The organism is Shewanella litoralis (assembly GCF_009828585.1).
GTDB lineage: Bacteria > Pseudomonadota > Gammaproteobacteria > Enterobacterales > Shewanellaceae > Shewanella > Shewanella litoralis.
The window spans coordinates 74,135-87,293 of sequence record NZ_WSRZ01000011.1; the positions used below are offsets into that span (position 1 = coordinate 74,135).

General features: G+C 44.1%; 10 protein-coding genes. 3 read left to right on the plus strand and 7 right to left on the minus strand.

Translation table 11 applies throughout. The annotated features are described in order from the left end of the window. Positions 1–11: 11 nt before the first annotated feature. From GQA99_RS10545 to GQA99_RS10575, 7 genes are all read right to left on the minus strand, one after another. Positions 12–698, minus strand: a complete 687-nt coding sequence (locus GQA99_RS10545) for a DUF2982 domain-containing protein (RefSeq protein ID WP_160053845.1) — start codon at positions 696–698, stop codon at positions 12–14. Then, on the minus strand, positions 699–1,478 hold the full coding sequence (locus GQA99_RS10550) for a YdcF family protein (RefSeq protein WP_160053846.1): 780 nt from the start codon (positions 1,476–1,478) through the stop codon (positions 699–701). Positions 1,479–1,615: 137 nt separating this feature from the next. Beyond that, complete coding sequence (gene mak / locus GQA99_RS10555) at positions 1,616–2,521, minus strand: fructokinase (RefSeq protein WP_160053847.1); 906 nt, start codon at positions 2,519–2,521, stop codon at positions 1,616–1,618. 59 nt (positions 2,522–2,580) lie between these two features. Next, a complete protein-coding gene (gene cysQ / locus GQA99_RS10560) occupies positions 2,581–3,381 on the minus strand; it encodes a 3'(2'),5'-bisphosphate nucleotidase CysQ (protein WP_160053848.1) in 801 nt (266 codons plus the stop codon). Positions 3,382–3,716: 335 nt separating this feature from the next. Continuing rightward, positions 3,717–4,787, minus strand: a complete 1,071-nt coding sequence (locus tag GQA99_RS10565; RefSeq protein WP_160053849.1) for a glycoside hydrolase family 16 protein — start codon at positions 4,785–4,787, stop codon at positions 3,717–3,719. 87 nt (positions 4,788–4,874) lie between these two features. Continuing rightward, entirely contained in the window at positions 4,875–7,514 is a 2,640-nt protein-coding gene (locus GQA99_RS10570) for a glycoside hydrolase family 3 protein (protein WP_206194575.1), read from the minus strand. Between the two features lie 9 nt (positions 7,515–7,523). Then, positions 7,524–8,837: a sugar MFS transporter gene (locus tag GQA99_RS10575; RefSeq protein WP_160053850.1), complete on the minus strand. Its 1,314-nt coding sequence runs from the start codon at positions 8,835–8,837 to the stop codon at positions 7,524–7,526. 374 nt (positions 8,838–9,211) lie between these two features. On the opposite strand from GQA99_RS10575, the gene GQA99_RS10580 reads away from it, so the two are divergent. From GQA99_RS10580 to GQA99_RS10590, 3 genes are all read left to right on the plus strand, one after another. Further along, positions 9,212–10,543 (plus strand): GH1 family beta-glucosidase, encoded by a 1,332-nt coding sequence (locus tag GQA99_RS10580; RefSeq protein WP_160053851.1) that lies wholly within the window; start codon positions 9,212–9,214, stop codon positions 10,541–10,543. An 86-nt stretch (positions 10,544–10,629) separates the two neighbouring features. After that, positions 10,630–11,958 carry a glycoside-pentoside-hexuronide (GPH):cation symporter gene (locus tag GQA99_RS10585; protein WP_160053852.1) on the plus strand — a complete coding sequence of 443 codons (1,329 nt, stop codon included), beginning with the start codon at positions 10,630–10,632 and terminating at the stop codon, positions 11,956–11,958. A gap of 65 nt (positions 11,959–12,023) precedes the next feature. Continuing rightward, positions 12,024–13,025 carry a LacI family DNA-binding transcriptional regulator gene (locus GQA99_RS10590; RefSeq protein ID WP_160053853.1) on the plus strand — a complete coding sequence of 334 codons (1,002 nt, stop codon included), beginning with the start codon at positions 12,024–12,026 and terminating at the stop codon, positions 13,023–13,025. The last annotated feature ends 134 nt before the right edge of the window (positions 13,026–13,159 follow it).

Consider the following 13,159-nt stretch of genomic DNA (forward strand, 5'->3'; position numbering starts at 1 on the left):
CTCCTCGCACATTATTGAAATGGCTGCTTTGCAGAAACACTGGCTTGTTGTTGCCATTGGCGTAACAGACTCACAAACTCTTTGGGGTCGCGATCGACACTGTCAGTTGATAAATATAAGTGGTAACCCAGTTGTTCATTTAAGGTTTGGCAGCGATGGCCAAACATGGCTAACACGCCGCGATAACGATCGCCATTAACGATTAACGGGGTATATTCTGCGCCCAAATACCCTTCTAGACTTTGTAAATCTTCATCTTGTGTAGCTGCAGTCATCAACAGTGGCCGCTGCTCGGTTAATAAGCCAGTCGCTAAACGCGGTGAAATACAGTCTAAAATAGGATTGATTTTTTTAAGTTTAACGCCAATATAAGGTAATTCAATTAATTCCATATTTTGATTTACTCTTACATTATCAAGGCGTTGAATGTTATCCCATTCAATAAATACCTGGCCGCGACGATGATAAAACGCTACACCGTCGGCGGTAAATTTAAAACTGACCGCAGGTTGGTACACTTTGGCAACGCCTAAAATTAAGCCCACTGACCCCAGCGCAAAAAACATCATACCCAGTGCGAATAAACTGCTAAAGCTTATAAAAACAATCAGACTTATTAACAGACTAACAGAGCCCAAAATAGTTAACGTAATGCCATTGCGTTTTGAAAAAGGACTGATCAATAGCTCATCGGTCATTTAAAGTGTCTCCTTGGTGTTCTGCTGTGCAGATAACCCTTTAATTTGTAGCCAAAGCATACCGACATATTCATGAATTGAGCGCTGTGACGCCAATAGTTGATCTGCATCTAAACGCCACCAAAAACTTACACGCGCAATAAAATCGCTTGGCGCAGCCTGTGGTTGCATGCCTAATTGAGTAAAGATGCTCATGGCACGTGGCATATGAGTAGCAGAGGTCACTAACCTAAAAGGTTGCTGGCCGATTAATTGCTGTAATGCGTATGCTTCTTCGATGGTATCTTTGGGCTGGTCAAACTTAATGATATTGGCTGGGTTAACCCCAAGCTCAACAGCCGCTTTAGCCATTATACTTGCATGAGGTGTCGGTTGTTGACCGCCACTGTAGCCACTTACCACTAAGGTACAACCTTGTCCCAAACTCAGTTGCCTTATCCCTTCACTTAAGCGCGCTAATGCTGTGGCAGATAACTGCTGTACAGCTGTTAACCCAGGTTTTTCAAGATTCCCAGAGCCTAAAACCATCACCACACAGGGATTTGTCATCATTTGATTATTGGTGGTATAGCGTGACTCTAGTGAGTCGGTTAACCAATAACTGACTTGCGACTGACTGCACAACAGCAACACGGCAATGGCGAGTGATAGGCAGACTTTGCCTAATTTAAGCAATAATTGACGCTGACTGCGCCACAATAATGCCGTAATCAATAGCAATAAAACGGTTAACGGAATGGGCATAACCAATTGCGACAAGACTTTTTTTAACCAAAACATCAATGATTCACTCAATCTTTATTCAGTCAGTAATACCAACTTAGTAATATTGACGCTAGTGTAACTTAGTCAACGCAAAACAAAAACGGCACTATTGAGTGCCGTTAATATTAAATGCGATACAAACCTAAGCCTGATTACTTTTCGTCTTTGCCCCACAACCATGCTGCGCCGCGAACACCAGATGATGCTCCAAATTTATTTTTCACAACCTGGGTCTCACACTCACGGCCCACCACATATTTAGGTAGCACTTTAGGCAACTCGGTATAAATCGCATCAATGTTTGACACACCGCCACCTAATACAATCATGTCTGGGTCCATCATGTTAATCACATGCGCTAAAGAACGTGCTAAACGGTCAATGTAGCGCTCAAATGCGGCAGTAGCTAATGGGTCACCCTGTTGCATCATTTCAGCAATTTGAATGCCACTGGTGGCATCGCCACCCGCTTCACGAAAATCACGCACAAAGCCAGTACCAGAAATAAAGGTTTCAATACAATCACGATTACCACAAAAACAGGTGGTAGAATTGAATTCATCTGGGGTCATCCACGGTAGCGGATTATGTCCCCACTCACCGCCAATACCATTACCACCACCATGAACGGTGCCGTTTATCGACACTCCCGCACCACAACCGGTGCCAATAATCCCGCCAAATACCACACGTTTACCGGCTGCCGCGCCATCGACCGCTTCTGATACCGCAAAACAGTTTGCATCATTGGCCACGCGCACTTCACGGTGTAATACTTCGCTTAAATCTTTATCTAACGGGTGACCGTTTATCCAGGTAGAGTTTGAGTTTTTAACCAAACCGGTAAAGGGCGACACCACACCAGGAATACCGACACCCACTGAGCCAGTTTGTTTTGTTGCTGTTTCAGCATCAGTCACCAGGCTGACAATGGCTTCTACTGTGCCTGGATAATTTTTAGGAGTAGGAATACGCTTTCTGAATATTTCAGCGCCATCTTCGGCTAACGCCACTATTTCAATTTTGGTACCACCGAGATCGACGCCCATGCGCATCATAACTAGCCTCTCCATTATTAATGTAATGTTATTTCCATATTAGCAAAGCGAGGTAACACCTAACTTTTTGCAAACCACGCCGGCGACGCAGCAATAAAATATGGATTTAAAATGTTTTCTTTTTGATTATATTCAAGTGGTGTCATGGCAGGATATGCCAACACAACGCCACCTGCACTTTCTAAAACAGCTTGCGCGGCTGCGGTGTCCCATTCGCTGGTTAAGCCAAGCCTTGGGTACACATCTGCCTGGCCTTCGGCCACCATACAAAACTTTAATGAACTGCCGACACTGAGCATTTGGTGCTCACCAATAGTCTGTAAATACTCAGCAACATCAGGACTGATATGTGAACGACTTCCGACCACGATAGCGGGCGATTGCAGTGCTCGATCACGAATATCTAATACTGATACTTGTCCGTTATGTTCAAGCCAGGCGCCTTGGCCAATCACCCCGCTATAACACTTTTTCAACACTGGGGCGTAAACCACCCCCGCAACGGCTTTGCCTTGATGAATAAGCGCAATATTGACGGTAAACTCGCCGTTGCGTTTAATAAACTCTTTAGTGCCATCAAGTGGGTCAATTAACCAGTAGGTTTGCCATGTTTGTCTTTCGGCCCAACTAATATCAGCCGCTTCTTCGCTCATCACGGCAATATCGGCAAAATGGCGCTTCAGCCCAGCAACAATCACATGATGACTGGCGATATCAGCCGCCGTGACCGGACTATCATCTTGCTTAACTTCAACACCCAAATCTGCCTGGGCATATACCTGCATAATGGCGTCGCCAGCCTCTTTGGCCAGCTCAACGATTGTTTGTAAATCTGCGGCTGTAAATGTAATGTTCGACAAATCAATTCCTTAAAAATTTATAGCGGTTCGATACCATTGATATACATTATGCCATCGTTCCCACCGTAAATTGATATAATCATTTGATTGTAGTTAAACCAAAACGCGCAAATTGGTCGTTAAAAACCCCACATCAAAACAACAAATCGGTAACACTTTGCCTTGTTGCTCGATACTAAGCTAAGCGTTGCGCTGCTCAAAGCAAACAGTGCATCTTTGCATTCGTATTCAATCCCACTTACACAGTTTACACCGCGTAAACAAACCCAAGAAAACACTGGATTGACTGTATAATTAACACCACAAAAACTGGGAAACCATCGCGATAATCAAGGTTACTTAACGGTGTCGGTAAGTGTTTTGCCTGATACCAACGGCGCATTTTCATCAATGGTTTCACAGCCTGCACCCGTGGTGGGTGAGTCGCCGCATTGATAAACACGAACATAATCCACTAACATTGATTGAGGAAATACATCAGGATCAATCCCTTTGTTGTGCACGTTTGCCGCCCAATCGCCGCCGACAGCAAGATTTAGCAACAGATGAAAAGGCTGATTAAAAGGGGCATCATTGGGCGCGTTTACTGTTTCGCCCTTATCATCGACATATTGGCTATACCAGCCAGATGAACGTTGCGTGGCAAAATGAACATCATCAACATACCAACGTATTTCATCCTGTTGCCATTCAACGGCGTAAACATGAAAGTCATCGGCAGGGTTAGCACCATTCGCTAAGTGATATTCTTGACCTGTATAGACATTATTAGGCCATTGTTTGCCGTAATGTAGTGTGCCGTGTACGGCTGAAACCGGCGCGCTATCCTCAACAACCACTTTAAGATTAACCGCTTCCATAATGTCGATTTCGCCAGAACCTGCCCATGGGCCATATACCCAATCGGTCGGCAGCATCCAAATAGCAGGCCAGGTACCTTGTCCTTGTGGCAATTTTGCGCGAATTTCAAAACGGCCGTATTTCCAATCGCCTTTGTTTTTTGACACTAATCTCGCCGAGGTATAATCCAAGGTTTTACTGGTGTCATTGACATCATAACTCGGGTCAGCGTCATTGACCGCAGGGCCAGAAAAACGCTCTTTAATCGCGGTAATAGTCAATAAACCATCGGCAACTGAAGCATTTTCAGCTCTTGCGGTATAACACTGTGCTTCATTATTGCCGCCGCCATAACAGTCAACTGCAAAACTCCATTTGTTGGCATTCACTGCATTGCCGTCAAACTCATCTTGCCACACCATTTGCCAGCCAGAATTTGTCAGGCTGGTTGCTGTTTGAGTTTGGCTTTCGGTATTAATTGAATGACAACCCGAGAGAATAAACGAAGCCAACGTAAAAACTGTTAAGCCCGTTAACAATGAGTTGTAGTTAGCAAAATGCGTCATTAGTTTACTCATGATGTTGAATATTTAACAAGGCTTGAGCCAGACCGTACCAGTGTATTTAGGGTCTGGCCCAGCTCTCTGCACAGCTTACTTTTTACATTGAACCGTGCTTTCACCTGGCTGAGTATGGATCACTACATCACTGAAACTCACATCAACTTTATCGCTAGTCGCGAGATAGAACGGCATAGTGATTTTGCCAAAGTCCATTGGTTCGCTAGCAAAACACGCCAATGACACACTAATATTCTGCCACTCACCTAACTTGCCATTCACTTGTTGAGCAATATCAACTTGCTTGCGACAATCACCTTCACAGGCCATGCCTAACCAAAGAGGCTTTTGCAGTGATGCTGTAGTCTTAATGCTTAAGGTCAACGCAGAATCGCTATTGCTGTAGGCTCTAAAGTCACGCGGAAAGTTACTGATTAAGCCAACTACACCTTGCTCGCTACCATTAAAGGACACCAATCGGGCATCTTCTTGCACAACACGATCCATAGTACGGATCGTTAACGCGCTGTTTTGTGCCACACTGCTCGATAATCCCTGACGCTCTGCGCTATTAGCAATGTACATTGACCACGGCGACTTAACTGCACGCTCAAATAACGGCAAGTCGACTAGCGTTTGCTCAGCAGCTAAATTGTCTTCAGATAAATTATCAAGCACCACAGCATCACTGACCTTCGACTGATAAGTTAACCCGTAACCAAATGGGATCAATGGCTGATATTGCGCTTTAACTTCAGCTGATTCTGTTGCTAAAGGCACGTTAACCGTTGTTTGCTGTGGCGTTGCTGGCCATGAGAACGATAATTTACCGCCAAAGTCATGTTTGACCTTACCGTCTGCATCAGTAAACAACACATCGGCAATGCCCTGGCCTTCAGAGCCCGGTAACCATGCGGCAACAAAGGCGTCAGATGCGTTAAATTCAGCATTCACCCACATTGGGCGGCCACTGATAAATACCGATACTACTGGAATACCTTGTGCTTTAAGCTGCTTTAACAAGGCTAAATCACGCTTGTCGCCACGTTGATATTCAAGATTATCAATATCGCCATTGCCTTCGGCGTAAGGCTCTTCACCAAACACTACAATGGCGACATCTGGCTTTTGTTGTTCAGTAAACTCGCCATTAACACTTAGCATTGCTTGACCACCGGCCTGACTGACAACTTGCTCAATACCTGAGTAAATAGATGTTGCGCCCGGAAAATCTGCATTTTTGTTGTCGGTACCCTGCCAGGTAATAGTCCAGCCGCCAGATTGCTTACCAATATTGTCGGCGGCATCACCCGCTACCAAGACCGATAGCTTAGGTGAAAGCGGCAACACATTTTGATTATTTTTCAGCAATACTAAAGATTCACGCACCGCCTGACGGGCAACTTCACGATGACTTGCCTGGCCGATTAACTCTGTCTTACCCGATAATGGGCGCTTAGCAGGGCTTGGCTTTTCAAACAAACCGGCTCTTAATTTAACCCGTAAAATACGCGATACTGCATCGTCTAATCGAGCCTGACTAATTTCGCCACTGTTGACTTGTGCCACCGTGTTTTCAAATAACGGTTTCCATGCAGCAGTTGGCACCATAAAGATATCTAGGCCCGCATTCGCCGCTTGAGCACACGACTCGTTGCTACAACCCGGAATTTGTCCATGGCCATTCCAATCACCCACCACAAAACCGTCAAAGCCCATGCGGTCTTTTAATACGTCGGTCAGTAAGTATTTATTGCCATGATTTTTTTCACCATGCCAGCTATTAAACGAGGCCATCACACTCTGTGCGCCTGCATTTAAGCCGCCAACATAACCTTGAGCATGCACATCGACTAACATTTTTTCAGTGGCAATATTGTCGCCCTGATCAATACCCTTTTCTGTGCCGCCATCACCTAAGAAATGTTTAACAGTCGACAGCACGCGTTGATCCGATAAAAAGTCACCACTCACAGCGCCTTGTAACCCTTCAACAATCGCAAATGAGTAATCTCTTACAATGGCCGGGTCTTCAGAGTAGCCTTCATAACTGCGGCCCCAACGGTCATCCCTCACAACGGCGACTGTGGGTGCAAAGACCCAATCAATACCAGTGACCATCACTTCTTTGGCGGTTATCGCTGCAATTTGTTCGATCAATTTTGGATTATTGGCCGCACCTAGACCAATATTGTGCGGAAATAACGTTGCCCCAATGACATTGTTGTGTCCATGTACAGCGTCAGTTCCCCACATTGTCGGGATATTAATACCATCGACAGAGTCGTCAATTGAGGCTTGATATAGCGATTCAGCTAAGGCAATCCAATCCGCTGGCGTGGCATGCTTATCGTTATTAGGGTAAGCACCACCGCCATTGAGATACGAGCCAAAACCGTACTTGCGCATATCTTCAACGGTGATATCGCGAATTTCAGGCTGGATCATCTGCGCCACTTTTTGCTCTACCGTCATCTTGCTCACCAGGGCGGTAATTTTGGCTTCGAGCTCAGCATCTTTGGCAATGGCAGGTGTTAATGCCGGCCATAAATCAATGGTGTTTTTTGCGCTAGTTTCTACTGTAGCCGCTTGTGGTGTAACCGTGTTAGTAGGAGCGGCTTGTTGCGCTTCGCCGCAACCACCCAGACCCAATAAAACGGCTAAACTTAAGTAGCTTCCCTTCATCGTTAGCGTGGTTGATTTACGCTCAGTTTTTACAGAAATAATAGTCATGTGATGTCCTTATCCTTGTTGCTTAACGTTAGCGGTAGGGCGCGCAGCATGGCAACCGACTAAACCGTAATAACCAATAAAACCGTAACATAGTAGCGGCACGATAAACGCTAATTGAATACCTAAACTGTCGGCCAAAAAACCTTGTAACAGCGGTAAAACCGCGCCGCCAACAATAGCTAAACATAAAATACCTGAGCCCTGGCTGGTATGTTGTTTTAAATCTTGTAACGCCAAGCTGAAGATGGTCGGAAACATAATAGAGTTACATAATCCCACTAACAATAATGCCCACATGGCGACCGTGCCAGCACTAAACATCGCCGCCACAATTAATACACAAGCACACAGAGCATTAAAAGCTAACACTTTGCCGGCTTGAATTTTTTGCATCACACCTGCACCAATAAAGCGCCCTACCATGGCACCGCCAAAGTAATAAGCGATGTAATGCGCAGCCTGGGATTCTGATAAACCACCAATGTCATCTTGAGTTAAAAAGCTAATCAAAAAGCTGCCAATGCCCACTTCGGCGCCAACATAGACAAAAATACCTACAGCGCCCAATACGAGGTGAGGATACTTCCACGCGCTGCCACCTGGATCTTTTTGAGTACTTATCACTTTTTTGCCTAACAACGGCAACTTTAACAGCATAAAAATAAGCGCTAAAACAAATAATGCACCAGCTAAAATCAAATAAGGGGTTTGCACTGCACTGGCTTGTTGCTGCACCGATAACTGGCCAATGACCTCACCCACTTCGGTGATTTTCTCATCATGCTCAACCGTCGATAAAATTAACCAACTGCCAAAGAAAGGAGCCACAGTTGTGCCCAGTGAGTTAAATGCTTGAGTTAAGGTTAAGCGAGAAGATGCCGTTTCAGCAGGGCCAAGCACGCTCACGTAAGGATTAGCAGATACTTGTAAAATGGTGATACCTGATGCCAGTACAAAGAATGCGAACAAGAACATGTTGTACGAGCCATAACTGGCTGATGGATAAAATAATAAACACCCGATACAGGCAATAACCAGACCGGTAATAATCCCTTTTTGATAACCAATTTTACCCACCAGCGAACCTGCTGGGATCGACACAATAAAGTAAGCACCAAAAAAGCAAAACTGCACTAACATTGCTTGAGCATAGTTAAGCTCAAACATGTTTTTTAAGTAAGGAATTAAAATATCATTGAGGCAAGTTAAAAAGCCCCACATAAAAAATAATGAGGTTAACGCTACTAATGCAAAGCGAAAATCCCCTTGTTGATGAGTAGAATCAACGCCTGTGAATTCTGTTTGATTGTGTGAAGTCGCCATGACATTCCCTATGTTATAAATCGTTATATTGGGTTGTTATCAATCGATATTATTGATTGCTACCATGCAGTAGCGACAAAATATGTCCATAAATCATTAACTCAGACTCACGTCCAGTTAATCATTTCCCCTACAGACCTATTGTGATTAATTTGCAAAATCAGATATTGACCTTTGGATAATTAATCACTAATCTCAATGTAAGCGCTTTCATTTTTAACATATCGATAACTGATGTCAACGATTTTTAACCGCTCGAATAGAATTTTTCATCCTAGAGCAAATCGGCATTAACCTGTTATCACGGGTGTTTCAGCGCAAAAAACTATCAATATTAAAGACTCAAACTCAATTAATGCGAAGTGAATAATCATATGAAAATAATGTTACCAGCCAACTCGAAGATGCAGTCAACAGCATTCACCTATGGTGTAGCAACCGCTTCGTTTCAAATCGAAGGCGCTGCAGAGTCTCGTTTAGCCTGCATTTGGGACACCTTTTGTGCCACGCCAGGCAAAGTACGTGATGGCTCAAACGGCGAACAAGCTTGCGAACACGTAAAACTATGGCGTGAAGATATTGATTTAATTGAGTCATTAGGCGTAGACGCTTATCGTCTATCTATTTCATGGCCGCGAGTACTGCACAAAGATGGCAGCTTAAACACTCAAGGCGTGCAGTTTTATATCGACTTATTAGACGAGCTTAATCGTCGCGGCATTAAACCGTTTGTCACTTTATATCACTGGGATTTACCGCAACACATTGAAGACAATGGCGGCTGGTTAAACCGTGAAACCGCTTACCTATTTGCAGACTATGCCGACAAAATCACTCAAGCCTTTGGCGACCGGGTTTACTCTTATGCGACGTTTAATGAGCCTTTTTGCAGCTCGTATCTAGGTTATGAAATTGGCGTACATGCACCAGGATTAGCCAAAAAATCTTATGGTCGTCAATCAGCGCATCATTTATTGTTAGCTCATGGTTTGGCCATGAAAGTATTGCAAAAAAACAGTCCAAACACTGAAAACGGCATCGTGCTTAACTTTACCCCTTGTTACAGTGCAACAGAGTCTGCCGAAGATGTACAAGCCGCCAGTAAAGCCGACCAGTATTTTAATCAGTGGTACATTAAACCGCTGTTTGATCGCTGCTACCCTGAGATTATTAACGACTTTGCACCAGAGGATATGCCGGTTATTGAAGCTGGCGATTTTGATATTATTGCGCAGCCTATCGACTTTTTAGGCATCAACTTTTATACCCGTGCAGTGTACAAAGCAGATGCGGTAACAGGCTTTAGCCAAATTGATATGGTTGATAATCCTAAAACCGATATTGGTTGGGAAATTTACCCACAATCATTCACTGATTTATTAGTCTCATTGCATGCACTTTATCCATTACCGCCGATGTACATCACCGAAAATGGCGCTGCCATGGACGATAAATTGATTGACGGTAAGGTGGATGATCAAGACAGACTCGCTTATTATGATGCCCACTTAAATGCTGTGAATAACGCCATAGAACAAGGTGTTAATATTGTGGGTTACTTTGCCTGGAGCCTAATGGATAACTTTGAATGGGCTGAAGGGTATTTAAAACGCTTTGGTATTGTCTATGTTGATTATGACACCCAAAAGCGCACGCTTAAGTCGAGCGCCTATGCCTACAAAGACTTATTAGCTAACAGAAAATAACCCTACAGTTAAGCCGTTCCTAATGAGCGGCTTTATTTTATGTAACGCATCAAATTAAAAATATAACAACAATTATTGAGGCACGTATGATCAGTATTAAAGAAAAAATCGCCTACGGGCTTGGAGACACAGCCAGTAATATTGTGTTCCAAACGGTGATGCTGTTTTTAACCTTTTTCTATACCGACATTTTCGGTATTTCGCCTGCATTTGTCGGCACCATGTTTTTAGCCGTGCGTTTAATTGATGCGGTCACAGACCCATTGATGGGCGCACTAGCCGATAGAACCAATACCCGCTGGGGTAAATTCAGACCTTACTTATTATGGTTTGCCCTGCCCTTTGGCTTTATCAGTGTGCTGGCATTTACCACCCCTGATTTGACCGAAGACGGCAAAATGATTTATGCCTTTGTGACTTATACGGCATTGATGATGGTCTATACCGCTATTAACATTCCATATTGTGCGTTAGGTGGCGTATTAACCGCCGATCCTAAAGAGCGCGTATCGGTGCAGTCATACCGTTTTGTATTTGCCATGTTGGGCGGCTTACTGGTGTCTGGTTTAACCTTACCCCTGGTCGAGTTTTTAGGTCAGGGTGATGAGGCAAAAGGTTACCAACTAACGATTACCGCAATGAGCATTTTAGGCGTGGCGATGTTTTTAGTGTGTTTTTGGGGCACCAAAGAGCGCCTTCACCCGCCTGTCGATCAGCAATCAAGTTTTAAGAAAGACTTTGGCGACATGCTTAAAAATGATCAATGGCGGGTACTTTCTGTTGCTGCGGTGTGTTTATTATCTGGCATGGTACTGCGCACCAGCTTGGCTATTTACTATGTTAAGTATTATCTCAACATGCCAGATTCCATCACCCTATTCATCACCCTGGGGATGGTCGGTAACATCTTTGGTTGTATTTTGGCTGAACCGCTCGCTAAACGCGTCTGTAAAGTGAAAGCCTATATCAGCTTACAAATTATTGCTGCGGCAATATGTGTACTCAGCTATTTTGTGCCGAGCGATCAAGTGGTATTGGCCTTCTTTATGTTTATTGTGTGGGGCTTTACCTTCAACATGGCAACCCCATTATTGTGGGCAAAAATGGCCGATGTGGTCGATTATGGTCAATACAAAAATGGCGTACGTATCACGGGAATGATTTATTCTTCGGTGATATTCTTCATCAAACTGGGTGTTGCCATTGGTGGTGCTGCTGCAGGTTGGTTGTTGGCCGGTTATGGTTATCAAGCCGATACCGCACAAACAGAAGCAACGCAACAAGGTATTTTAATGTCATTTACGCTATTCCCAGCCATTGGCTCAATCTTGGTGGCCTTGGTGATGCGCTGGTATGTGTTAGACAATAAAAGAGTTGATGAAATCCACTTAGAATTAAATAGAGAAGTAAAATAAAAGCATGTTAGTCTTGGGGCCTGTGCTCCAAGGCTAATTTGAACTCTTTAACGTGAAATGACGATATGGCAACGATTTACGATGTGTCTGTAATGGCAGGTGTTTCTCTGGCGACAGTGTCGCGAGTGATGAACAACAACACCAAAGTCAGTGACAAAACCAAACAGAAAGTATTAGATGCGATGCAAACCTTAGGCTATCGCCCCAATACGATTGCCCAGTCTTTAGCATCTAATTGTTCTAATAGCGTTGGCGTGTTGGTGTCGCAACTCGACGGTCCATTTTACGGCCCAATGATGACCGAGATTGAAACCGTGCTTCGTAGCGCCAACAAACACGTAATCATCGCCGCTGGCCACAGCGATGAAGCGCAAGAAAAAGACAGTGTTGAGTTTCTAATGAGCCGCGGTTGTGATGCACTAATTTTAGACATTGAAGCCGTGTCAGATGAATACCTTATAGAACTGAGCAAAGGCTCAACCCCTATCGTGTTTATTAACCGTTATATCGACTCGATTAAAGAGCGCTGCGTCTTTCTTGAAAATGAACTCGGTGGCTTTATGGCGACTAACCATATTTTGTCACTTGGCCATAAAGACATTGCTTATATTTCAGGGCCGCTGTTTAAGCTCGACGTAAGAGACCGCTTAAAAGGTCATAAACGCGCACTTAAGCAATACAACATTAATTTTGATGACAGTCTCTGCATTGAAAGTGATTTTAAAGAAGCGGGCGGCAGCGAGGCTATGGAGCATTTGTTGTCGCTAAACAAAACCATTACCGCAGTGGTATGCGCAAACGATCAGATGGCATCTGGGGCGATATCGGTTTGCTTAGAACAGGGTTTGCGTGTGCCTGAAGACATCTCATTTATCGGTTACGATAATATTCCATTCCCACAATACATTTCGCCTAAGTTAACGACGGTCAGCAACCCTATTCACGAAATGGGCAAAATGGCAGCAAGATGGGTGCTACAACACGTCTATAACGACAAATCGATTGAGGTTGAGAGCTCGTTCCTGCCGGAATTATTTATCCGCACCTCCACCAAAGCGGTTGATTAACCCGGGTCGCTAGCGTAAAAGCAACTATCACTATGGTATTAAACCAGCATTTGCTGGTTTTTTATTGTCTTGAACATCACGTTCAAAAATTACTCCAAAAAGCTATTCTGATGATGTTATTCATGGCTATTTAT

Bases quoted from the DNA above. Each gene is read 5' to 3' on its own strand.
- GQA99_RS10590 (WP_160053853.1), top strand. From the start codon at position 12,024: ATGGCAACGATTTACGATGTGTCTGTAATGGCAGGTGTTTCTCTGGCG.
- GQA99_RS10575 (WP_160053850.1), bottom strand. From the start codon at position 8,837: ATGGCGACTTCACACAATCAAACAGAATTCACAGGCGTTGATTCTACT.
- GQA99_RS10550 (WP_160053846.1), bottom strand. From the start codon at position 1,478: ATGTTTTGGTTAAAAAAAGTCTTGTCGCAATTGGTTATGCCCATTCCG.
- GQA99_RS10570 (WP_206194575.1), bottom strand. From the start codon at position 7,514: ATGACTATTATTTCTGTAAAAACTGAGCGTAAATCAACCACGCTAACG.
- mak (WP_160053847.1), bottom strand. From the start codon at position 2,521: ATGATGCGCATGGGCGTCGATCTCGGTGGTACCAAAATTGAAATAGTG.
- GQA99_RS10585 (WP_160053852.1), top strand. From the start codon at position 10,630: ATGATCAGTATTAAAGAAAAAATCGCCTACGGGCTTGGAGACACAGCC.
- GQA99_RS10545 (WP_160053845.1), bottom strand. From the start codon at position 698: ATGACCGATGAGCTATTGATCAGTCCTTTTTCAAAACGCAATGGCATT.
- GQA99_RS10565 (WP_160053849.1), bottom strand. From the start codon at position 4,787: ATGACGCATTTTGCTAACTACAACTCATTGTTAACGGGCTTAACAGTT.
- GQA99_RS10580 (WP_160053851.1), top strand. From the start codon at position 9,212: ATGAAAATAATGTTACCAGCCAACTCGAAGATGCAGTCAACAGCATTC.